A 21723-nucleotide genomic window follows, 5' to 3' on the forward strand; every position below is an offset into this window, starting at 1 on the left:
CCGCGTAGCGGAGGGCGATACCGCCCCTTGGAAGGGAGACGCTTTCTTCGCCGACCGACAGTGAAGGGCCATCGGCCCCCGGCTAGCGCCGGTACTCAAGGGAGGGGTGTGCTCTAGGATTCAAAAAGACAGCCTCTGGTGTTTTTGGTTTTGTAGACTGTCTTTTTGAATCCGGTATAAATCGGAGTTTGACTTCAGCCTCCACACAAACCAATCCATGCCCCAGACCGCGTTGGCAGCAGCAGAGGCCCTGGTAAAATACGGCATGACCAAAACCCCTGGAACCGGCCCCATAGATGTGGGTATCGTAGAAGACCTTGGCGGTATCAGCGTTATGCGCGGCGGCGGGAACCGCCGGGCGTGGAACGGCATCCAGTATTTGCAGGGTATGTCGGCCAAAAATGTGGGGTCTACCAGCCTGTCCATCAATGTGGCGACGGTGCCGCCGGGGGGCATTGCCTATGCCCATATACACGAGGGCTTCGAGGTGATGCTGTTTGTGCTGCAAGGTAAGGTCAAACACACCTTTGGCGAGAACCTGGAAAAAGAGGTGATCAACCAGGCCGGCGATTTCATCTACATCAAGCCCGGCGTACCCCACGAGGTGTTCAACATCGGCGAGGAGGAGCTGGTGGTTTTTGTGGCCCGCTCGACCGCCGACGAGTGGGACAAAATCGTCAACTACCCCTCCCGGTACCGCCCAGCCGAGTAGGAGGCCTGTTCAGCCCAACAGTTGCCGGTAAAGAGCCACGTACTCGCGCGCTGGCCCCTCCCAGGAAAAGTCCTGCTGCATGGCGTTTCGGGCCACCAAATCCCGATCGGGGTGTTTGAGGAACTCACGCACTCCGTGCAGTATGCCCCCTGCGTCCATCGAGTCGAACATGAAGCCGGTTTCCCAGTGCTTCACCGTGTCCAGAAGGCCCCCCACCGCCCGTACGATGGGGGGCGTGCCATAGCGCATGGCAATGAGTTGGGCCAGGCCGCAGGGCTCGAACCTCGAGGGCATCAGAAAGCCATCCGAGCCGGCGTAGATGCGATGGGCCAGGGCTTCGTTGTAGCCCTGTACGTAAGCCAGACGGCCGGGCAGATGAGAGGCCATCCAGGCGAAGGTCCGCTCGAGGCCCGGCTCCCCACTGCCCAGCACCACCAGGTTGACCCCCAGGCCCATCAGGTCGTCTACCGCATCGGCAATCAGGTCTATGCCCTTCTGGTGGGCAAAGCGCGAGACCACCCCCAGGGTGGGGCGATCTTCCAGGGCCAGCTCGGCCAGCAGTTCGGCGCGGTTGCGGGCCTTGCCGGAAAGGTCGCTGGCGTTGTAGTGGTGCCTGAGGTACTTGTCGGTAGCGGGGTCCCAGTAGTCGGTATCGAGGCCATTCAGGATGCCCCGGAGCTTCCACTGCTCGGCACGTAGCACCCCGTCTAGCCCCTCGCCGCCTTCGGGGGTGGTGATCTCCCAGGCGTAGCGGGGCGAGACCGTGGTTACGGCATCGGCGTTCACAATCCCAGCTTTCATCAGGTTGACTGCGCCGTGGTGCTCGAGGCCCGCCCCGTAGTAGGTCTCGCCCGGCAGGCGCGTCCAGGCATAAAAATCCTGCGAGCCCCAGACCCCCTGGTAGGCCAGGTTGTGGATGGTGTACACCGTGCGGGCCTGGAACCAGCCCAGGTTGCGCAGCAGGGGCAGCAGAGCCGCCTGCCAGTCGTGGGCGTGCACCACGTCAAAGTCGCCCAGGAGTTCGGCCGTGGCCATGGCAAAGCGCACAAAGCGGCGGAAGTCGTCCTGGTAACCGTAGGGTTTGTCGCGGGCAAAATCCCCCAGACCCACCAGCACGTAGCGCACCCCATTGTGCTCGGCGTGGCCGATGCCTATTTTCTCCCGGTTTCCTTCAAAGTTGAACCAGGCTTCGCCCACATAGTAGCCCTGGATGCCCCAGTACCACGGCAGAAAGATGGTGGGCTCGAGGCCTTGCTTTTTGAGGGCCTGGGGCAGGCTGCCGATCACATCGGCTAAGCCCCCCACCTTGGCGAAGGGGAAGGCTTCGGAGGCAACAAAGGCAATTTTCATACGAATACGGGCAGTTTACCCCTTTGGCTGTGTTTGTTCACCCCAGACCCCTTGCGGCAACCAGATACCCCCTGCGCTTTCCAAAGCCGGCAGGCTAGCGTACACATACACCCAGACCCTACAGGGCGCACCGCCCTGCTCAAAGAGATAGGCCGTGGTGGGGCTTCGCAGATACTCACCGCCCTCGTCCTCGAGCCGATCCAGTAACGCCAGCGCCCGATCGAGGTTGGCAAACCACTGCACCTCCCCCCATACCCGCCCCTCTCCCTTCACCACCCCCGGGTAGGCATAGGGTCGCAGGTCGCCTTTGGGAATGTGGAAAAGCCGGAAACCCTCGATGCAGGCGGGTTCCGAACGTAACCAGCCCGCTTGCCTCGAGACCTCAAAGTTGCGCTCACCTCGCTTGAGTGTACCGTAGACAAAAACCGCTTCGGGAAGCTCCATTGCCCTAGCGCCCCAGCAACAACACCACCACCGGATGCTCGGCATCGGGCAGCGAGAGCAGTTTGCGTACTTCCTCGTCGTAGAAGGTCGCGGCGGGGTAGGCTTGCAGGCCCAGGGCGGTAGCAGCCACCATCACCTCGCCCACCGCATAGCCCACCTCGAGCAGGGCATAGCGAAACCCTCGCAACCCAAATACCGCTTCGGAGCGCTCCGGCACCGCACTAAAAACCACCAGCGCTGCCGAGGCTTCCACTGCCTCCAGATCCATCAGGGCCGATTGCCAGCTTTTGAGGTCGAAGCGGCCCGAAAGCTGTTCCAACTGGTGCTGCTTGGCCGCATAGTGGTAGATGCCCTGGAAGGTGTCTTGCAGGTGCTGCACAGCCAGGTAGACCTCGAGGGGATAGGCCCCACCCGCCGAAGGATAGCCCCGCCCCCCCCGGCGCACGGCCAGCGGGGCCAGCACCTGCGAAAGCTCGGCCTGGGTGATGGAAGAACCCACCCTGGGGGTAATAGGCGCCACCCGGGACAGCACCCGCCAGACTGCCGGGCCCCCATCGCGCGCCGGCTCAGCAAGTTCCACCGACTCCAGCGGATTGGCATACACTTTGGCCGCAGGGGCCCGCCCACCCGGTAGCTGGTCTCCGGGGAAAATGCGGGTTAGGCGATAAAAAACTTTACCAGGATGCTTGTCCATAAATGCCGATAGCCAATAGTTTATAGCCCGACCTGCCGTTGCAGGCTATAGACTATCAGCAATCGCTTAGAATCTGTAGCTTTTGGGCACCACCACGATGCCCTCCGCGGTCACGGTAAAGCCCCGGGCCCGGTCGGCCTCGAGGTCGTAGCCGATCTCGGTGTGGGGTGGGATGCTCACATTTTTGTCTACGATGGTGTTGCGCAGCTTGGCGTAGCGCCCTACCTCCACCTCGTCAAACAGGATGCTGCGCTCGACCAGGGCATAGGAGTTGATGCGGTTACGTCGAAAGATCACCGACTCGCGAATGGTGCCGCCCGAGATGATGCAGCCCCCTGCAATCAGGCTGTTGAAGGCCTGGCCGGTACGGGCGCCGGCCTCGTGCACAAACTTGGCGGGGGGAGAGTTGAAGTTGGCCGCCCGCAGGGGCCATTCGGGGTTGTAGAGGTCAAACTCCGGGGTCACCTGAATCAGGTCCATGCTGGCTTCAAAGTAGGCATCAACGGTACCCACATCGCGCCAGTAGGTGTTGGGGCCTTGCTGCCCGGGAATGGGATTGCGTTTGAAGTCGTAGACCTGGATGCGGTAGCCCTCGCTCAGCGCGCGGGGAATTACATCTTTGCCGAAATCATGCGAGGAGTTGGGGTCCTTGGCGTCGTGCTCGAGCTTCTCTACCAGCGGCTCGGTACGGAAGATGTAGTTGCCCATCGAAACCAGCGCCAGGTCGGGCTTGCCGGGGATGGGGGTGGGGTTCTTGGGCTTTTCCTGAAAGCCCACCATGCGCCACTGGTCGTCTACCTGGAGCACCCCAAAGCGGCTGGCCTGCTCGATGGGCACCGGATAAGCGGCGATGGTCAGGTCGGCGCGGTGGTCGTTGTGGTAGTCCAGCATGTGGGCGATGTTCATCTTGAAGATGTGGTCGCCGCCAAAAATCGCCACATTCTCGGGCTTATGGTTGTTGATCAGGTGCAGGTTCTGGTAGATGGCATCGGCCGTGCCCCGGTACCAGACCGGCCCTAGTTCTTCATAGCGGTACATCTGGGCCGGTACCAGCAAAATAAAGGCGTCTTCCAGAAAACCCCCAAAGCGCCAGTGCCGCTGCACATGCTCGGTGAGGGACTGGGCTTTGAACTGGGTGAGTACGTAAATGCCATAAATGCCTGAGTTTAGGAAGTTGTTGAGTACAAAATCGATGATGCGGTAGCGTGCCCCAAACGGCACGGAAGGCTTGGCGCGTTTGGCCGTGAGGGGAAACAGCCTTGAACCTTGCCCCCCCGCGAGAATCATCCCCAGAACTCGCATAGACATGACGAAGTTGCCTCCTTTGGCAACAGCATAACAGGCTTGGGGTCTGGCTGAAAGCCTTGTTAATGGTCGAAAGTCCAGTGTCCATAGTCTATGGCCGATTGTCTATAGCCGTAGGATGAAGGAGATCTGAGACAAGAAGATGGGCTTCCAGATTCTCTAGTCTGGCTGTGGGTATACTTGTCCAGCATGAAGCTTTCCTACGAGGCGCTCGAGTGGCGCACATTGCACGATAATTCCAGCGACGTTGTGTCGTTTCCCCCTGCACCCCCCTTTTTTGGGCAGGAACGGGCCAGGGCCGCGCTGGAACTGGCCCTTCGGGGGGGGTTCCATGCCTACCTGGTGGGGCCTTCCAGCCTGGGTAAGCACGAGGCGCTGCTGGCCTATCTGAGCACCCAGACCGTCGAGACCCCACCCGACCTGCTGTATGTACCCTTGTCGGAGCGCAAGGTGGCGGTGCTGACCCTGCCCAGTGGACAGGAGACCCATCTGGCCGACGCGGTGGAGAACCTGCTGCTGGAAGTCAGTCGGCTGGACGAGCTGTTCCGCCAGGGCTCTTTCCTGCGGGAAAAAACCCAGCTCGAGGCCCGCTTCAAGGAGGCCCGCGAGCAACAACTGGCCTCGCTCCAGCAAGAAGCCCAGGAAGCCGGGTTTGCCCTATCGCAAAGCGGCGAGAGGCTAGAGTTTACCGGCCCCGGCCCGGTTCCCGCCGAGCTTAGCGCCCGGCTCGAGGAGGTCACGCTGGGCAGCCTGGCCGCCGCCGCCGAACTCGAGGTTGCGCTAAGGCGGCTGCGCCGCGACTGGGCGCTGCACTACCTGAACAACCGCTTCGAGCCCTTGTTTCAGCGCTTTCCTCAGGCCCGAAGCTACCTCGAGGCCCTGCGGGGCCGTCTGGCCCGCTACGCCGAGACCGGCGAACCCCTCGACCCTGCCCAGTGGCGGCCCAACCTGCTCACCTCTTCCAGCAGCGGCTCCCCACCCCCCATCGTCTACGAACCCTATGCCACCGCTCCCCGGCTGTTCGGGCGGCTGGATTACGTGGTAGAACGCGGGGTCTGGAGCACCAATGTCAGCCTGATTCGCCCCGGCGCGGTTCACCGCGCCCAGGGGGGGTATCTGATTCTGGATGCCCTGAGCCTCAAGCGCGAGGGTACCTGGGAAGCCTTCAAGCGGGCCTTGCGCAATGGGCAGGTCGAGCCGGTCACCGAACCGCAAGCCCCGGCCAGCCTCGAGGTCGAGCCCTTCCCCATCCAGATGCAGGTCATGCTGGTCGGCAATCAGGAGGCTTTTGAATCGTTGGAGGAAGACCCGGCCTTCAGCGAGCTATTTCGCATCCGGGTGGAGTTCTCCCCCACCCTGCCCGCCACCCCGGAAAACATGATGGCCCTGGGGGGCTGGCTGCAGGCCCAGGGGTTTCAGATGACCCACAGCGGCCTGATCCGGCTTTACGACGAAGCCCGGCGCAGCGCAGAGCAACGCGACCGCATGGATGCCCGCTTGATCGAAACCCGCGCCCTAGCCGAAGAAGCCGCCGTTTTGGGTGAGGGCATTCTCAGCGCGGAGGCTGTGGAGCAGGCCGTTCTGGCCCGCGACCATCGGAGCTTTCTCTCCGAGGAGGAGTTTTTACGTGCGGTACGGGAAGGGGTCTGGAGCCTCCGCACCACCGGACGGGCGGTGGGCGAGGTCAACAGCCTGGTGGTGGTGGAGGCCGCGCCCTACTGGGGCCGCCCGGCCCGACTGACCGCACGGGCCGCCCCGGGCCGCGATCATCTGGTCTCCATAGACCGCGAAGCCGGTCTGGGGGGGCAAATTTTCCACAAGGCGGTGCTGACCCTGGCTGGCTACCTTCGCGGCCGGTACATCGAGAGCGGCCCCCTCCCCGCCACCGTCAGTCTGGCCTTCGAGCAAAGCTACGTCTCCATTGACGGCGATTCCGCAGGGCTGGCCGAGCTGGTCGCGGTGCTGTCGGCCATCGGTAACTTTCCCCTCCGGCAAGACCTGGCCGTGACAGGGGCCGTGGACCAGACCGGCAAGGTGCTGGCGGTGGGCGCCATCAACGCCAAGGTGGAGGGCTTTTTCCGGGTCTGCCAGGCGCTGGGCCTGAGCGGCAGCCAGGGGGTGATTCTGCCCAGGGCCAACATCCCCAACCTGACCCTCCGGGCCGAGGTGCTCGAGGCTGTCCGGGCTGGGCAGTTTCATATCTATGCTGTCGAAACCGCCGAGCAGGCCCTGGAGCTCCTGGCCGGGGCCCGCATGGAGGGCTTTCGGGGGCTGCAAGAGCGTATCAAAGCCAGCCTGGAGGAGTTTGCCAAGTTGGAAGAAGGCCACAAAGAAGAAAACGAGTCTTAGCAAGTCTCCAAGCGGCAGATCTTGGGTCACAAGTTTCAGGTCTGGGGTTTGCCAACGATACCTTGTGGGAACGACCTAAAGGCCCTCATACCGCTATATAAACTTCTCCCCGTGCGAGAGAAGATTGAGACACCCCGCCAGCGACATGCAGGAATGACATCAGTGACGTCGCTAGCTGCGTCTGGGGTGACGCCCAGGTGACGGCTTTGCAAGTGCTTGCACCAGAATCGCGTAAGCGACTCGCCTGGGATGAGGGGGTTGGGAATTCCTTTCTATGATGACCATCCAGGCAAGTTTGGTATCAGCCCTGCCTGACACTTTGCCTTACGCCCTTCGCGTATCATGCAGCTATGCGCTGGTGGTTGGTAGGGCTCTTGGTTTGGGGCAATCTGGCGCTGGCCCAGGTTAATCAGGCTTTTGCCCTGCGGCTCGAGCAAGCCTGGCGGCTGGTCAAGGAGCGCTACTACGACACCGGCTTTGGCGGGGTGAACTGGGAAGCGGTGGGCGATACCTACCGACTCAAGCTGGGCGAAGTGCGCGACTGGGAAGGGCTTTATCGGTTGCTGGACGACATGTACGGCGAGCTGCGCGACGACCACTCGAGGGTGCTGAGCCCCACCGAAGCCCGGCGTTACCTGAGCGGAGGGCAGTGTCTGGCCCTACCTTTCAAGGATCAGGACGTACTTCCCACCACCCAGTCTCCGCCCGCCCCCAACCAGAGCCCCCCAAGCGCCAACCCCGCCAAACCAGCCCCTACGCCCACCCAAACCTCGAGGTCGCCCTACGAAGCCCCTCAGGTGCGCTTTACCGATGGGGTGGTGGTGGTTCGCATCAGCAACCTGGTAGATGTAGCGGGGCTGAGCGCCTTGCAGGAGGCCATTCGCCGCTACGATGCCAGGGCCAGGGGCTATGTGCTCGATCTGCGCGGCAACCCCGGCGGGCTGGTGCTGCGCATGGCCGAAGTGGCTGGGGTTTTTATGCGGGGCGTACCCTGGCGCATCGTCAGTCGGGGGATTGGGGCCATTCCTTTTCCCACCACGCCCTTTTTTGGTCGTCCCCAAACCCAAAAACCCCTGGTCGTGCTGATTGATGGCAACGTCCACTCAGCAGCCGAAGGATTGGCCGGCGCACTCAAGAACGCCGGGCGGGCCTACCTGATCGGCACCCGCAGCGCGGGCAACACCGAAGCTCTCACCCCTTACTGCTTCCCCGATGGCGGCGTGGCACTGGTGGCCAACGGCGTGCTGGCCCCTTTCAGCGGCCCCACCTGGGAAGGGCGCGGGGTGGAGCCCGACCTGGTGGAGGAGAGCCCTCAAGAACAGCTCGAGGCGGCCCTGCGCTACATCCTGCGCCAACGGTAGCGGTTTCGTCCTACCGGGAGGCTTTGGGCCCGAAAAAAATGAAGGGCCTGCTTCGCAGCCTGGTTCCCGTAACAAACACAAAGCTCTTCATTCGGGCAACCAGCCAAACCCTGTCACAATCGGCCGCTATACCAACCTGGTTTCAAATGTGTTATACCAACTTTACTTGGGCAGTTAGTTTTAAGGGTCGTCTCAAGCTCCCTCAACCGGCGACACTCCAGGTGCAGTCAAGCGTGTTCCTATCGCTTTTTGTAAATAGCGTGGTCGGGGTGTCGCCACCTTCTCCCCCCGGGGAGAAGGTCAGGGGTTCATGTGGATTTGGAGTTATGTGAGGGCATCCAGGCGGGTCATCTCTTCATCCGACAGGCGAATCTGTAAGGCCCCCGCGTTGCCCTCGGCCTGCCGTGCGTTCTTGGCACCCGGAATGGGCAGGGTGCCTTTCTGGATGCACCAGCGCAGGGCCACCTGGGCCGGGGTCGCATTAAGGTTCTGGGCAATCTCGCCCAGGGTTTGTAGCAGCCCTGGAATTTGGGCCTTGTGGGTCACATAGCGCTGCGCCCGGTAGCGGCCCGGCGGGGGGTTCTCCAGGCTGTACTTGCCGGTGAGCCAGCCCATAGCCAGGGGGCTGTAGGCCATTAGCACAATGCCCTCGGCCTGCATGGCTTGTAGCAGGCCCGAGCGCTCGGGTTTGCGCTCAAGCAGATGATACTCGACCTGGTTGGCCGCCAGGGGAACCTTGTGTTTGGCCAGCACCTTTGCCACGCGCTCGAGCTGCGGCAGGCTGTGGTTGGAAACCCCCACCGCCCGGGTCAAGCCTTGCTCATAGGCTTCGGCGAGTGAAAGCGCCCAGTCCTCGAGCGAAACTGGTTTCCAGGGCCAGTGCAGTAAATATAAGTCGAGCTGCTTCATCTGCAAGCGCTCGAGGCTCTTTCTGAGCGCCCCCAAAAGCGTTTTGCGGGAAAACCGCCAGGGGTAGGGAAACAACTTGCTCACGATGAGGGGCTTGGCGTCGTGCGCATGATAATACTGCCCCAAAAGCCTTTCCGAAAGCCCAAAGCCATAAAACTCTGCCGTATCAAAAAGCCGCACGCCCCCTTGCAGGGCCGCCTGGTAGGCCGCTTGGGTATCGTCTTGCTGGTAGCCCTTGCCATAGCCCCAGACCAGCCTGTCTCCCCACTGCCAGGTACCGATGCCCAGCGGTGGAATGGCCGGAAGCCCTTTCATCTGGATAAAGTCGTTCACCTCTCAAGGCTACAACGCGCCAGAAACGTCACTTGTTTGGTACCACCCAAAGCCAGGAGGTTCAGCTCAACTGCTCAGGCCAGTGCTCGAACCTCGACACTCGACCCCCCCACTACCCCTGCACCACGTCGAAGTAGGCTTCCTGCAAGCGATCCACAATCACCTCGAGGCCCTTGTCAATAGCTCTGTCCAGGTTTTCGGCAGGAATCAGTGGAATACCCGCCCCGCGGGCCAGCTCCACCAGATGCTGCTGAATCAGGCGAATCTGGTCGAAGTGCTGGGCATAGGCCCCACTGGTGCGCGAGCCCCTGGTTTCGCGTTCACGCAGGGCAAAACGGTCGCGGTGTAGAGATTCGTCCTCGAGCACCAGCATGATGGGAATCTGGATGACCTCACTTTGAAACTGGTGCGTCATGTAACCCGGCACCACGTGTACCCCTTCCACCACCAGCGAGGTTTTTTCCCGGGCGCTGCGCTCCTGAATGGCCTTGAGGCCTACCGCTACCCTCGAGACCTGGTCGCGGAACCCCTGCATGACCATCGCCGGGCTGGGCTCGGCGGTGTGGGGTGTGGCCAGCACCCGCCAGGCGTCAAAGCTGCTGGTGTGCAAGGTAGGCAACAGATCCTTGGGGATGGTCGCCCGCAGTATTTCCCGCACCGCATCGGTAGAAATCATGCGGGTAATGCCCAGCCGGTAGGCCAGCGCCGAGGCCAGTACGCTCTTCCCCACCCCGGCCACCCCCCCAATCAGCAGGTGCACCGGCTTGACTGCCCGTCGAATACTGCGCAGCAGATGATAGCGACGGGCCACCTCCTCCCCCGCTTCTTCCATAAGCTCTTCCGAGACCGCCTTGCGCAGGTAGTCGCGGGTCACCACCGCCGAACCCGCATCGCGCAAGCGCCGCTCCACATCGCGGGCCAGGCGGTAGGCCGAGTCGGGCGAAAGCCCCACCGCCATCACCGACTGGGCCAGCACCCCCTTGGAGAAAGGCACCCGGGGCTCGCCCTCGCCTTCCTCTACAAAAATCTCCCCCGCCAGCGCCTGCCGCCCCGCATAGCGGGCTCGGGCCGCAGGGCCAAACAGCTCCTCTATTTCGGTGGTGATGCGTTTCTCGAGTTCGTCCGCATCAATCGAACGAACCCCACTGCGGCGCAAGCGGTTTTCCACCGCCCGGGCCAGCGCCTGCGCCTCGCGCATGGAAAACCCGGCGTCCTCCAGGCTGCGGGCCAGCACCCCTTTGGAAAAAGGCCGGCGGCGATACCCCTCTCTGACCACAATGTCCTCAAAGGCCTGGGTCTGACCTCTAAGCCGCTCGGCCAGCTCGGGACCAAAGTTTTTCTCCACCTCCTGAATCAGGAGTTTCTTGAGCGCCAGGGCCGTAATTTCTGGCTTCTTGCGGGTTTTTAGCTGCTCCTCAATGGTGTGGGCCACCGACAAGGCAGGCTCCATTTTCAGCCCGGCCATCATCATGGACTCCACCAGCAGACCCTTGGAAAAAGGCCAGCGGAAGCCCCCTGGCGTTTTGATGAACACTTCACGCACGGTTCAATCGTACCCGAAAACCGTTTGACACACCCTCTGGCAAATGCTAACCTAGCGTTTGCTGAACCACTTTAGGGTGGCAAGCACGGCGCTGTAGCCAAGTGGTAAGGCAGAGGTCTGCAAAACCTCCATTCACCGGTTCGAATCCGGTCAGCGCCTCCAATGTTTCTCCAGTGGAGAAACACGGAGCAAAACCCAACCCGCGCGGGCGCGTAGCTCAGATGGCTAGAGCACTACCTTGACACGGTAGGGGTCGCTGGTTCGAGTCCAGTCGCGCCCACCAAAACCCCACCCCCAGGAAGGGGGTTTTTTATCCATTGGTAGCGGCAGGCTCTTCCTTGCCCAAAAAACGGAAAGGGTACTCGTCGCTCACATCGGCCCGGCCTTCTTGCACCAGCTCCTGCATCAGTTTCATCAGCCGGCGGCGGGACATGGGGAAACGTGCCTCGAGCTCCTCGTAGGTGAGCGGGCTTTGGGCCAGAGCCGCCGCCACAGCAGCTTTTAACTCCACCCACTTTCCGGCCCTGGAGCCGCGCTCCTGGCCTAACAAACGAGAGACCACCTGGTCGCGCAGGACTGTAGCTTCGGTGATGCTCAGGCCCAGCTCGGGGGCCAGATCGGCCAGCGAGTCGCCGTTGGCATAGGCCAGCACCACCTGGCGCTCGAGTTGAGTCAGGTGCTTGACCACCGACTCCAGCGGCATTCCCAGGCGTTGCTCGACGGCCAGGCGAAAGCGCCGACCCTGGGCCTGCTCCGGCGAACCCTCGTCCTTGAGCTTTCTCAGCGCCCGATGCTCGACCTGGCGCACCCCCTCGGGGGTCAGATCGAGACGCCCCCCAATGGCCCGCAGGGTCTCTCCCGATGCCCGCGCCAGCAACACCTCGCGCTCGAGGGGGTAGAGCTTCTCGAGGTGTTCGGTCAGCTTATTTGGCAAAATGCCTTTACTCAAAAAATACTGTCCTGGCGTTTTTTTGGGCATATCTGCTAGGAACGCTCCATTTTTTAGATTATAATGACTCATCGGGCGCTGCAAGCCCACTTGTACACCTTTCAGGATGGTATTGTAGCCCAGCTAATACCCACGTGCAGGAGATCATCGTTTGAAAGGCATTTCAAAGGCAGGGAGACATGAAAGAACAAGCCATTCTCATCATGACATCTGAAGGGGCCCCTCGACCAGGGTTGCGTTCTGCTGCCCCCAGCTCGGGCTGGACCAAACTTTTCCAGGCCAGGGACTACTACCTCGACCTTAGCTACAAGCACGATGGCCAGCAGGGCCTGTTGCTGGGGCAACTCTTGTGCGAGGGTGAAGCCCCCGTTGGTGCAGCCAAGCTGACACTGGTAGGCCCCGAAGGCACCCCCATCCAGACCGAGGAAGTTGTGCCCAACACCGGTTTTCGCCTGGTAGTAGGCGATGTGGCCGCTCACCGCCTCGAGCTCACCCTCGACCAAACCACCTTCGAAGTAGCTCTCTCCTGAAGCTCATCAACTCCCCCAAAGCCGCTTCAGAGCGGCTTTTTTTTATTCACACACCAACCACGGCTGGCCTTCTGGCACGTAACGCTGGCGCCCATTTTTTGGTGAAAAAATCACAGGCGGGTCCCCCAGGAGCCCCTAGGCTAAAAGCGTCCTACTTCGGTAGGCACTACAAATTGGCCGGATTGTAATCTTGATACATTCTAAATCAAGTACATGTATTCCTGTATCCCTTGACGGAACAGGAGGCCTTGTCGTATTGTCTTCTTCAAGGTTGGAAGTAAACAAATAAAAGCGCTTCCAAGCCGTCTAGGAGGAGGAAAGTATGAAAAAGATCGCCTTCAAAATCATGACCCTGGTTGCCGCCCTCGTTGCTCTGGCTGTGGCTGCGGGTGCCGACACCCAGTGGAAGTAAGTCACGTAACGCTTGTGCGGGTGCGGGTGTTCATACCGCACCCGCTGTTTTTGCTTCCACCCTTACACTTGAGCCGTGAAGGCGAGCCTTGCGGTTCCCCCTCCTCGAGTTCTGCTCTTCCTCCTGGGCCTACTACTGGCCTTTTGTGGGCTTGTTTATTTCTTGTCCAGTCAAGCCAGCGATACCAATGTAACGAGCGTTCTCGACCTAATTTTTTGGGGTGGCCTGATCTGGCTGGCAAGACGAGTTGAGGTTCGATTACCCTTCAATGCCTCAATGTCCCATGCTTTTGTGGTGAACATCGCCGCAGTAACTTTTTTCCCCCTCTGGTTGGCTCCGGTTTTGGTGTTTGTTTTGGGCTTCAACAAAGACTTTGGCCGACCTGAATATCCCTGGTACAAGGATCTATTCAATCGGACCCAGTCTGCCTTGGCCACAGGAATGGCCGCCTGGGTCTGGTGGTTGGTACAGCAAGCCAGCCTTAATCCTGATCTTGGTCAGGTGGTTGGCGTTTTAGCTGCCTCCGTGGTGTATTTCCTAATTAATGTCAGCACCGTTACCTATGTGATCCACCTTTCCAGTGGAGCCAGCATTCGCAAAATCTGGTTTGAGAACTACAGCTGGCTATGGGTTAGCTATCTGGTGCAGGCGCCGGTGGGGTTGTTGCTGGCCAAGGCCTATCAGACTCCGCTGATTGGGGGGTGGGGTGGGTTTACGGTGCTGTTCATGATGCTGTTGCTCTACTTCTCCCGCTACTACTGGGACGAAAAGGTGAAGCTGGAAGAGTCCTTCGACGAGACCATCGAGCTGCTGGTATCCACCATTGATGCCAAAGACCCCTTTACTCGGCTACACTCCGAGCGGGTGGCGGCCATTGCGGCCAGCATTGCGCAGCGGATGGGCTTTGATGAGCACGATGTCAAGCGCATAACATACGCAGCGCGTATTCACGATATTGGCAAGGTGGCCATACCCGACTCGATTCTGCTCAAACCCGGCAAACTCAGCGAGGACGAGTTTACACTCATTAAAAGTCATGCAAGCAAGGGATTAGAGGTGCTCCAACCCATGCGTCAGCGATTGTCCAAAGACGTACAGGGGGTCATTATGCACCATCACGAGCGCTGGGACGGAGCGGGCTACCCTGGTAAGCTTAAAGGAGAGGCGATTCCGTTGTGGGCTCGGATTGTATCCCTGGCCGATGCCTACGAGGCCATGACCGCGGGCCGGGCCTATAGCCGGGCCAAGACGCCCCAGGAAGCCCTCAATGAGATAATCATGCTTGCGGGTAAGCAGTTTGACCCGCAAATCGTGAAGCTCTTCGAGGCGTTGTGGCTCGAGGATCCCATCTGGAAAGACCGGGAGGAATTCTTACGACGCTATACCTCACCAGCGCACTTGTCGGGATTATCCTCGCCCTCGCGTTCAGGGCCAGCCTCCGCGACCTTGCACACCTCGAGCTAAGGGCCGCCTGGGCTTTTATTGGGGCGGCGCTGCTGGAAGGCGGGCTGGCCTTTGCCACTTCGCGCGGCCTGATTGCACCCGAGATTGCCGGGCCCATTGCCAAAACCTTGGTGGTGGGGCTGGTGGGGTATGGGCTGTGGGCCAATACCCACCTGCGCGGGTTGTGGTTTGTGGGGCTGGGCCTCTTTTGCAACGCGCTGGTGATTTTTGCCAACAAGGGGCACATGCCCGTGAGCGCCGAGGCGCTATACAAGGTGGGCATGGAAGCCTATATTCCCAAGCTCCAGCAGCAATACGACGCCGTTCATACCCTATTGAGCGAGTCTTCCCGGCTGTGGTTCCTGGCCGATGTGATTCCGGTGCAGGTTCTGGGCTATACCAACGTAATAAGCCTGGGAGATGTGTACTTGATGGTGGGGATTGCCCTCACCATTCTGGATGGCGCCTTGGAGGCCAAGCGTAAGGCACAAGAGCCCCTCGAAATAGATCTAAGATTCTAAGGGAGTCGTTTCCTGTGGAAACTTGTGGTCTGGCCTGAGAAGTGTCTTGAAGGTCGTTAGAATGACGGGGGTGATACTGTGAGCAAAAGCTACAAGATTTGTCTGATTGAAGGCGATGGCATCGGGCACGAGGTGATCCCTGCCGCCCGGCTGGTACTGGAGGCCACCGGCCTCAGGCTGGAGTTCGTGGAGGCCCAGGCGGGCTGGGAGACCTTTGAACGAATAGGCATCTCGGTGCCCGAGGAAACCCTCGAGGCCGTCCAGCATACCGACGCCACCTTGTTTGGCGCCGCCACCAGCCCCACCCAGAAGGTGCCGGGGTTTTTTGGGGCCATCCGGTATATGCGGCGCAAGCTGGACTTGTTTGCCAACGTGCGCCCGGCCAAGCACCACCCCGTGCCGGGCTCGAGGCCCGGGGTAGACTTAGTGGTGGTGCGCGAGAATACCGAAGGGCTGTATGTAGAGCAGGAGCGCAGCTATCTCGACGGCGAGATCGCCATTGCCGACACGGTCATCACCCGCAAAGCCAGCGCGCGCATCGGCGAGTACGCCGCCCGGCTGGCCATGAGCCGCCCGCGCAAGCAGCTCCATGTGGCCCACAAGGCCAACGTGCTGCCCATGACCCAGGGCCTGTTCATGAACACCGTGCTGACCGAAGCAGCCCACTTTCCCGAGGTCAAGACCCAGGACATCATCATTGACAACTGCGCCATGCAGCTGGTGCGCAACCCCGAGCGCTTCGACGTAATCGTGACCACCAACCTGTTTGGCGACATCATCTCCGACCTGACCGCGGGGCTGGTGGGTGGGCTGGGTATTGCGGCCAGCGGCAACATCGGCACCCAGCACGCGGTTTTCGAGCCGGTGCACGGCAGCGCACCCGACATTGCGGGGCGGGGTATTGCCAACCCGGCGGCCACCATCCTGTCGGCGGTGATGATGCTGGACCACCTGGGCGAGCACGCTACCGCGCGCCGGGTAGAAGCAGCGGTGGACAGGGTACTGGAAGAAGGCCCCCGCACCCCCGACCTGGGCGGCAACGCGACCACCCTACAGTTTGCCGAGGCGGTGGCCAGGGCTTTATGAGAAGCCCGAAGCCGTCCCATCCCACTTGAATTACTGGCGCCCGGCCGAGCAAAAAAACCTTTGCTGGCGGGTTTTGGGCACACAGCGCACCGTCGGGCCGGTTTTGGTTAAGAAACGATGTTCAAATGCACCGCCGCAAGGTTGAGAACTGGGCTAAAGTGGTCAATATGGGCGCTGCTACGCAGATTTACCGTGCTATACTGACACATAGTTTGAGATTTATGTGGGAAAGGGGGCAGCGTGCGTGATTTTTTTGGCGGGTTGCTGAGACCCAGGGTCGAGGCACTTGGCCTCGAGATTGGATCGGCCAACATCAAGATGGTCGAGCTGTCCGGAACTCCCCCCAGCCTGAAGAACTTGAGCATCAGGCCCACCCCGCTGGGGGTTATTCAGGAGGGTTCGATCACCGAGCCGGGTGCGCTGGCCGATGCCATCAAAGAGATGCTGACCGAAATGCGTACCCGCAAGCGCTACGTGGTCACGGCTGCCAGCAACCTGGCAGTCATTACCCGTACCTTGCAGGTACCCAAGATGCCCCTCAAGCAGATGGAAGAGGCGGTGCGCTGGGAGGCCGAGCGTTACATCCCCTTCCCGATTGACGAGGTCGTCCTAGATTACGCGCCTCTGGACCCCCTCGAGAGCATCCCAGAAGGCGAGCAGATGGACGTGGTGGTGGGGGCGGCCCGGCAAGAAACCGTAGCCAGCCTGGTCGAGGCCCTCAAGGCGGCCGGTCTGGAACCCCTGATCATTGACGTAAAGCCCTTCGCCGGGCTGCGCACCTTGAGCGGGCGGCTGGTCGCTACCGACCGAGAGCCCATCACCCTGTTTCTTGAGATTGGCGCCGAGTCCTCGGCTCTGGTGCTTACCCGGGGTGAGCGGCTGCTCCTCAACCGCGTCATCAACCTGTCGGGCAAGGACTTCACCGCCGCCATCTCCAAGGCTTTCAACCTCGATGCAGTCGCCGCTGAGGATGCCAAGAAAAACTACGGTCTGGCCACCATCCCCACCGAGGATGAAGACCTGCTCCTGGACTTCGACGCCGAGCGCGAGCGCTTCAACCCGGCCCGCATGTACGACGCCATTCGGCCGGTGCTGGTCGAACTCACTACCGAGTTGCGCCGAAGCCTCGAGTTCTTCCGGGTGCAAGTAGGTGACCTGGGGGTAGATCAGGGCTTTGTGGCCGGGGGGGGCAGCAAGCTGCGCAGCCTGGTACCCCTGCTGGCCGATACACTGGGCATTCCACTGGAAATCGCCGACCCCTGGCAGGGCATCCAGATTGATAAGAGCCGCTTCGACCTGGAATACCTGCGCAGTCTGTCGCCGGAGTTCACGGTTCCGGTGGGGCTGGCCCTACGGGGGGTGAACCCGCTTGATTAAACTCAACCTCCTCCCTAAAAACCTGCGCCGCCGGGTCGAGCCCGGCTGGTGGCGGCTTGCCGCTGCTGCGGTGGTGCTGGCCGTGCTGGGGACGGTCGCCTTTCTCCACTTCTCCACCCTCTCGCGGGTACAGGCCCTGGAGAACCAGCGCGACCAGCTTCAGGTAGAGGTAGATGTGCTGCGGCCTTTTATCGCCGAGCAAAACCGCCTGAACCAGCAACAGCGCGAGCTCGAGCAGTTGCTATCGGTGCGCAACCAGTTGCGCGAACGCTTCGTGCCCTGGTCGGACAACCTGGCCCAGGTCATCAACCAAATTCCACGGGAGGGCCGCCGCTTTGGAGTGGCCCTGCGCAGCATTGGCACCAAAGCCCTCACCCCACAAGAGACCCAGAGCAACGTACAAAACGGGGTCTATGATGGCAAACCGGTTAATGTGGAGTTCAACCTCCAGGGCGAGGCCATCGGCCAGAATGCGCTGATTCGTTTCGTAGAGGCTTTCGAGACCTCGCCGCGCTTTGGCATCAACTTCCAGAACGCCAGTCTCGACCAGCAAAGGCAGCTATACACCTTTGGAGCTACCGTGGGTCTGGTCGGCCAAGCCCCGGCAACCGCGAGTAACACGACAGGAGGTGAAGGCAGTGGTAGCCCTTCTCGCTAGAATGGGCCAGCGTGAGTGGGCCATTGTCGCCATTGTGGCGGCCGTGTTGCTGGGCCTGATGTGGTACTTCCTGGTAACCCAGCCCCTGCAGGGCCGCATCCCGGAGATTCAGGCCGAAGTTGATCGCCTGACCACCGAACGGGATCGGGGTCGCGCAGCCCAACGGGCACTGCCTCAGTTGCGCGAAACCATCGCCCGCTTGGACGCTGAACGCCAGCAGTTCCTGCGCGAGTTGCCGCCCACCGAGCAGCTAGGCCGGGTGCTGAGTTCCTTGGCCCAGACCGCCCGCGAGAGCGGGGTGATCCTGCGCACCCTAAGCCGGGGGGCAGGCGACAACCAGGGCGTAGCCAACGTGCGGGCTACCAACCTGGCCATACAGGTCGAGTCTCCCTTCCCCGAGTTATATGTGTTCTTGCGCAACCTCGAGGGCTTTCAGCGCTTCGCTACGGTCTCGGGGCTCAACCTGACCCTCGGGGGGAGCGGGCCTGCCGCTACGGTGGCCCAGGCCACCAACCCCACCATCAACACCAGCCTGACCATGACGGTCTACACCTACACCGGGCAGGCCCAGCCGGCCCAGGGTGGACAACCCACACAGCCGGGTCAGCCTGGCCAGCCGGGAGGTCAGCCATGAACTTCCTCCAGCGCATGCCCCAATCGGCCAAGGTGGCTCTGGTGGCAGCCCTGTTGGTGGGGGCCGTGGCGACCTGGTATCTGGGCTTTTTCCGGCCCAGCCAGACTGCGCAGCAGCCCACCGGCCCGACCCCCACACCTGCGCCGGTGGAGCCAGGCACGGCCACCACCCCCCCTACACCTCCAACCACCGCCCGGCCCCTCGAGGTGCTTCCCTTGCCCTTCCTGGTCACGGAAGCCACCCGACCCACAGAGCCAGCTGATCGGGACGAAACCCCTGCCAGCGCCGCCCTGGCCCGACCTCGGGTAACGGTGCCGCCCAACCCCTTTGTACCCCTGGTCATCGAAACCACGCCGCCTGCCGTGGCCCAGCCCACCGGGCCGGCCCCAGCTATCGTCAGCCGTCCAACCCCTACCCCTCCGGTGGTTTCGCAACCCATCCCGAGCCAGACGGCCCGGGTGCAGGTGCGCCAGCCCGCCACCCCGTTGCCGCGCCCCAGCCTGCCGGGCACCCGGCCCACACCTGGGGTCACGACCCCTCCCACCGCAACCACGCCCTCCCCCCCCTCCGGTCAGGCTCGCCTGGCTCAGGGGACTTCCCGTGCTAGCTTGCCTGGCTTGGTCAGCCTGGGTTCGGGTTCGCTGCCCATCCGACTGGCGCCCCTGGACCGTGAACTGACCACCAGCGTGAGCGAAACCCCCAAGGAAGCAGCGGCCCTGGATGTCGAACCTGGGGCGGCCACTGCCGCTGGCAGTGGGAACCTGGACTTCGCGCGGGCCGAGATTGACGCCCGGCTGACCCAGGTGCTCGAGCCCCGCAGCAGCCTGGCCAGAGGCCAGGAAGCTGTACAGGAGAGCAACCTGGCCCGCTTCGTGCGCGAGCAAAACCTGAAGCTCTCGGGCGTGGTACTGGGCCCAACCAGCGTGGCCATTTTCCAGAGCAAAGATGGCTTTACGGTGCTGCCCGTGGGCCGCACCCTTCCCGGAAGCGATGTGCTGCTCAGAAGCCTGAGCGCCAAAGAAGCCCTCTTGGTACAAGGTTCGGAAACCCTGAACCTGACGATGGATAACCCCTAGGCGGTGAATATGAAGCGTTTTCTTGCCCTTTTGGTGGTGTTGAGTCTGGCGCTGGCCCAGGGTACTTTGCCCCGGGATGCGCGCTTCGACCAGCCCGTAAGCAACATTGGCACCAACCTCCCCTTGCCCACCTTGCTCGACGCCCTGGCCCGCAGTGTGGGGCTCTCCCCCATCCTGCGCGATGTGCCTAATGTCAACGTCACGGCAGACATTGACAAAAAGCCCTTCCGTCAGGTCTGGGAACTGCTAATCAACACCTACGGGGACGGACGCATCACCTACGCCCTCCTGGAGAACAACGTCATCGTGGTAGGGCCGAAGGAAGTAGTAGATCGGGCCCGTGGTCAAACCACCCAGCCTACCCCACAACCCAGCGAGCCGGTTGCGCGCGAGTTCTATCAGGTGCGCTCGGGCGACCCGGCTGCGCTTGCCAACTTCGTGCAACAAGAGGTCCCGGGCGTTACGGTACGCGCCGTGCCCGGCCAAAACGTCCTCTCAATCAGCGGCCCCGCCCGCCAGGTGACCGATGCCCTCAACTTCCTGCAGCGCATAGATGTACCCAGGGCCACCGTGGCCACCGTGCCTGTGGTACAAAAATCCTTTGCCCTTTCCCATGCCCGCGCCAGTGAGCTAGCGGATGTACTGGGCAAGGCCATTGCCGCCCAGGCCCAAGGCCAGGCTGCGCCCGCGCAAGGGCAGGCCCAGGCCGCGGCCCCTGCCGCGCCCCAGGTCACGGTGGTGGCCGAACCCCGCACCAACACGATTATCGTGACCGGCTCAGCCGAGCAGATTGCCCTGGCCGAGCGCCTGATTCCCACCCTGGATCGCCCTGTTCAGCAAGTCCAGTTGCAAATTCGGGTGCAGGCCGTCTCGGGCGAGGTCATCCGCAACCTCGGCATCAAATGGGAGACCGTCTCGGGGGGCAACCTGATTGCCAGCTTCCTCTCCACGGGCCTCAACCTGATTTTTGATGCCACCCGCAGCCTGGCCTCGCTCAACATCCGGGCGGTGCTGGATGCCCTGGAGAAGCAGCAGCTTTCCCGCCGCTTGAGCGATGCCAACGTGCTGGTAGAAGACAACTACGGGGCTGATACCTCCGACCTGCGGGCCACTGGGGCGCGGGGCGCGGAGATTAAGGTAGGCGGCCGTCTTCTGATTCCCATTACCATTGGTGACCAGGTTTCGGTACGCGAATTCGACTATGGGCTGCTGGTGCGGGTGCGTCCGCAAATCTCGGCCGATGGCAATATCCTGCTCGAGGTCTACACCCAGACCGGCGGCGACCCTGCCGATGGCCCCGCAGGCAGCATCCGTATCCCTCAACAATCCACCCTCTCCAAGCTCCGCATCCGCGACGGCCAGACGGTGGTGTTGGGTGGCCTGATACAAAAGGTTACCGACACCTCCGAGAGCAAGGTTCCTCTATTGGGCGACATTCCCCTGTTGGGCGAGCTTTTCAAACAGCGCACCTCCTCCATTAAGGACGACGAGCTGATCGTGATTATTACCGGCAACATCGTCAAGGACGCTGCCCAACGCTAAAGCATCGCTCCGCCGTACAAGCCGGGTTTTGTCCCGGCTTTTTTGTTTGACTCGAGCCCCGCGCCGGTACTGCCCTGAGCTGGATCCTCGAGCTATCCCGTACCGGATTCAAAAAGACAGTTTACAAAACCAAAAACACCAGAGGCTGTCTTTTTGAATCCTAGAGCACACCCCTCCCTTGAGTACCGGCGCTAGCCGGGGGCCGATGGCCCTTCACTGTCGGTCGGCGAAGAGAGGGTCTCCTTTCCAAGGGGCGGTATCGCCCTCCGCTACGCGGATAACTTCCAAGGGGCGGTATCGCCCTCCGCTACGCGGATAACTTCCAAGGGGCGGTATCGCCCTCCGCTACGCGGATAACTTCGGCCCTGTTGATTCGTTACCGAATGGTAACGAATCAATCGAATCTGGTATCAGCCCCCAAAAAACGCCCTTCACAGACATGGCCGCCCATCCGAGGCCACAGTTCTCTTCAGAACCTGTATCTCTATAAAGCGC

General features: G+C 61.5%; 19 protein-coding genes and 2 tRNA genes. 14 read left to right on the forward strand and 7 right to left on the reverse strand.

Translation table 11 applies throughout. From position 1 onward, the window contains the following. The first annotated feature begins 217 nt into the window (after positions 1 to 217). A complete protein-coding gene (locus Mhypo_RS04770) occupies positions 218 to 712 on the forward strand; it encodes a cupin domain-containing protein (RefSeq protein ID WP_119340167.1) in 495 nt (164 codons plus the stop codon). 9 nt (positions 713 to 721) lie between these two features. On the opposite strand, the gene Mhypo_RS04775 is transcribed toward Mhypo_RS04770, so the two are convergent. The 4 genes from Mhypo_RS04775 to glgC form a co-directional block, all read right to left on the reverse strand. After that, positions 722 to 2062, reverse strand: coding sequence for a glycogen synthase (locus tag Mhypo_RS04775; RefSeq protein WP_119340168.1), 1341 nt, complete (start codon positions 2060 to 2062; stop codon positions 722 to 724). A 15-nt stretch (positions 2063 to 2077) separates the two neighbouring features. After that, complete coding sequence (locus Mhypo_RS04780; RefSeq protein ID WP_119340169.1) at positions 2078 to 2506, reverse strand: gamma-glutamylcyclotransferase family protein; 429 nt, start codon at positions 2504 to 2506, stop codon at positions 2078 to 2080. A 4-nt stretch (positions 2507 to 2510) separates the two neighbouring features. Beyond that, entirely contained in the window at positions 2511 to 3200 is a 690-nt protein-coding gene (locus Mhypo_RS04785) for a SagB/ThcOx family dehydrogenase (RefSeq protein ID WP_119340170.1), read from the reverse strand. A gap of 66 nt (positions 3201 to 3266) precedes the next feature. Continuing rightward, on the reverse strand, positions 3267 to 4508 hold the full coding sequence (gene glgC / locus Mhypo_RS04790; RefSeq protein ID WP_119340171.1) for a glucose-1-phosphate adenylyltransferase: 1242 nt from the start codon (positions 4506 to 4508) through the stop codon (positions 3267 to 3269). A gap of 186 nt (positions 4509 to 4694) precedes the next feature. Between glgC and Mhypo_RS04795 the strand changes: the two genes are divergently transcribed. Further along, positions 4695 to 6854, forward strand: coding sequence for an AAA family ATPase (locus Mhypo_RS04795; protein WP_119340172.1), 2160 nt, complete (start codon positions 4695 to 4697; stop codon positions 6852 to 6854). A 350-nt stretch (positions 6855 to 7204) separates the two neighbouring features. After that, entirely contained in the window at positions 7205 to 8215 is a 1011-nt protein-coding gene (locus tag Mhypo_RS04800; RefSeq protein WP_119340173.1) for a S41 family peptidase, read from the forward strand. A gap of 324 nt (positions 8216 to 8539) precedes the next feature. Here Mhypo_RS04800 and Mhypo_RS04805 read toward each other — a convergent pair whose 3' ends face one another. After that, the gene (locus Mhypo_RS04805) at positions 8540 to 9439 is read right to left on the reverse strand and encodes an aldo/keto reductase (protein WP_186814641.1); all 900 of its coding nucleotides are present in this window, start codon (positions 9437 to 9439) and stop codon (positions 8540 to 8542) included. 130 nt (positions 9440 to 9569) lie between these two features. Next, positions 9570 to 11000 (reverse strand): ATP cone domain-containing protein, encoded by a 1431-nt coding sequence (locus Mhypo_RS04810; RefSeq protein WP_119340175.1) that lies wholly within the window; start codon positions 10998 to 11000, stop codon positions 9570 to 9572. Positions 11001 to 11087: 87 nt separating this feature from the next. Between Mhypo_RS04810 and Mhypo_RS04815 the strand changes: the two genes are divergently transcribed. Then, positions 11088 to 11162, forward strand: a tRNA-Cys gene (locus Mhypo_RS04815). Between the two features lie 44 nt (positions 11163 to 11206). Next, positions 11207 to 11283: transfer RNA gene (locus tag Mhypo_RS04820), tRNA-Val, on the forward strand. 27 nt (positions 11284 to 11310) lie between these two features. Here the strand turns inward: Mhypo_RS04820 and Mhypo_RS04825 are convergent. Further along, complete coding sequence (locus Mhypo_RS04825) at positions 11311 to 11979, reverse strand: sigma factor-like helix-turn-helix DNA-binding protein (protein ID WP_119340176.1); 669 nt, start codon at positions 11977 to 11979, stop codon at positions 11311 to 11313. A 149-nt stretch (positions 11980 to 12128) separates the two neighbouring features. Between Mhypo_RS04825 and Mhypo_RS04830 the strand changes: the two genes are divergently transcribed. The 9 genes from Mhypo_RS04830 (at position 12129) to Mhypo_RS04870 (ending at position 21228) form a co-directional block, all read left to right on the forward strand. Continuing rightward, a complete protein-coding gene (locus Mhypo_RS04830) occupies positions 12129 to 12479 on the forward strand; it encodes a hypothetical protein (protein WP_119340177.1) in 351 nt (116 codons plus the stop codon). 487 nt (positions 12480 to 12966) lie between these two features. Further along, complete coding sequence (locus tag Mhypo_RS04835; RefSeq protein WP_119340178.1) at positions 12967 to 14355, forward strand: HD domain-containing phosphohydrolase; 1389 nt, start codon at positions 12967 to 12969, stop codon at positions 14353 to 14355. 44 nt (positions 14356 to 14399) lie between these two features. After that, positions 14400 to 14855, forward strand: coding sequence for a DUF5317 domain-containing protein (locus tag Mhypo_RS04840; RefSeq protein ID WP_240637120.1), 456 nt, complete (start codon positions 14400 to 14402; stop codon positions 14853 to 14855). A gap of 78 nt (positions 14856 to 14933) precedes the next feature. Continuing rightward, entirely contained in the window at positions 14934 to 15941 is a 1008-nt protein-coding gene (locus Mhypo_RS04845; protein ID WP_119340179.1) for an isocitrate/isopropylmalate dehydrogenase family protein, read from the forward strand. A gap of 240 nt (positions 15942 to 16181) precedes the next feature. Further along, entirely contained in the window at positions 16182 to 17318 is a 1137-nt protein-coding gene (gene pilM, locus Mhypo_RS04850; RefSeq protein WP_119340180.1) for a type IV pilus assembly protein PilM, read from the forward strand. Next, positions 17311 to 17976, forward strand: coding sequence for a flagellar protein FliT (locus Mhypo_RS04855; protein ID WP_119340181.1), 666 nt, complete (start codon positions 17311 to 17313; stop codon positions 17974 to 17976). Before pilM ends, Mhypo_RS04855 begins: the two co-directional genes overlap by 8 nt. After that, positions 17957 to 18610 carry a type IV pilus inner membrane component PilO gene (locus Mhypo_RS04860; RefSeq protein ID WP_240637117.1) on the forward strand — a complete coding sequence of 218 codons (654 nt, stop codon included), beginning with the start codon at positions 17957 to 17959 and terminating at the stop codon, positions 18608 to 18610. The genes Mhypo_RS04855 and Mhypo_RS04860 overlap by 20 nt, the downstream gene beginning before the upstream one ends. Next, positions 18607 to 19686: a hypothetical protein gene (locus Mhypo_RS04865; protein WP_119340183.1), complete on the forward strand. Its 1080-nt coding sequence runs from the start codon at positions 18607 to 18609 to the stop codon at positions 19684 to 19686. The genes Mhypo_RS04860 and Mhypo_RS04865 overlap by 4 nt, the downstream gene beginning before the upstream one ends. Positions 19687 to 19695: 9 nt before the next feature. After that, positions 19696 to 21228, forward strand: a complete 1533-nt coding sequence (locus Mhypo_RS04870; RefSeq protein ID WP_119340184.1) for a secretin N-terminal domain-containing protein — start codon at positions 19696 to 19698, stop codon at positions 21226 to 21228. Positions 21229 to 21723: the final 495 nt, after the last annotated feature.

The organism is Meiothermus hypogaeus (assembly GCF_003574035.1).
Lineage (GTDB): Bacteria > Deinococcota > Deinococci > Deinococcales > Thermaceae > Meiothermus > Meiothermus hypogaeus.

What these genes read in the sequence shown, in the direction of transcription:
- Mhypo_RS04770 (WP_119340167.1), top strand. Translation starts at nt 218, where the DNA reads ATGCCCCAGACCGCGTTGGCAGCAGCAGAGGCCCTGGTAAAATACGGC.
- Mhypo_RS04775 (WP_119340168.1), bottom strand. Translation starts at nt 2,062, where the DNA reads ATGAAAATTGCCTTTGTTGCCTCCGAAGCCTTCCCCTTCGCCAAGGTG.
- Mhypo_RS04780 (WP_119340169.1), bottom strand. Translation starts at nt 2,506, where the DNA reads ATGGAGCTTCCCGAAGCGGTTTTTGTCTACGGTACACTCAAGCGAGGT.
- Mhypo_RS04785 (WP_119340170.1), bottom strand. Translation starts at nt 3,200, where the DNA reads ATGGACAAGCATCCTGGTAAAGTTTTTTATCGCCTAACCCGCATTTTC.
- glgC (WP_119340171.1), bottom strand. Translation starts at nt 4,508, where the DNA reads ATGTCTATGCGAGTTCTGGGGATGATTCTCGCGGGGGGGCAAGGTTCA.
- Mhypo_RS04795 (WP_119340172.1), top strand. Translation starts at nt 4,695, where the DNA reads ATGAAGCTTTCCTACGAGGCGCTCGAGTGGCGCACATTGCACGATAAT.
- Mhypo_RS04800 (WP_119340173.1), top strand. Translation starts at nt 7,205, where the DNA reads ATGCGCTGGTGGTTGGTAGGGCTCTTGGTTTGGGGCAATCTGGCGCTG.
- Mhypo_RS04805 (WP_186814641.1), bottom strand. Translation starts at nt 9,439, where the DNA reads ATGAAAGGGCTTCCGGCCATTCCACCGCTGGGCATCGGTACCTGGCAG.
- Mhypo_RS04825 (WP_119340176.1), bottom strand. Translation starts at nt 11,979, where the DNA reads ATGCCCAAAAAAACGCCAGGACAGTATTTTTTGAGTAAAGGCATTTTG.
- Mhypo_RS04830 (WP_119340177.1), top strand. Translation starts at nt 12,129, where the DNA reads ATGAAAGAACAAGCCATTCTCATCATGACATCTGAAGGGGCCCCTCGA.
- Mhypo_RS04865 (WP_119340183.1), top strand. Translation starts at nt 18,607, where the DNA reads ATGAACTTCCTCCAGCGCATGCCCCAATCGGCCAAGGTGGCTCTGGTG.
- Mhypo_RS04870 (WP_119340184.1), top strand. Translation starts at nt 19,696, where the DNA reads ATGAAGCGTTTTCTTGCCCTTTTGGTGGTGTTGAGTCTGGCGCTGGCC.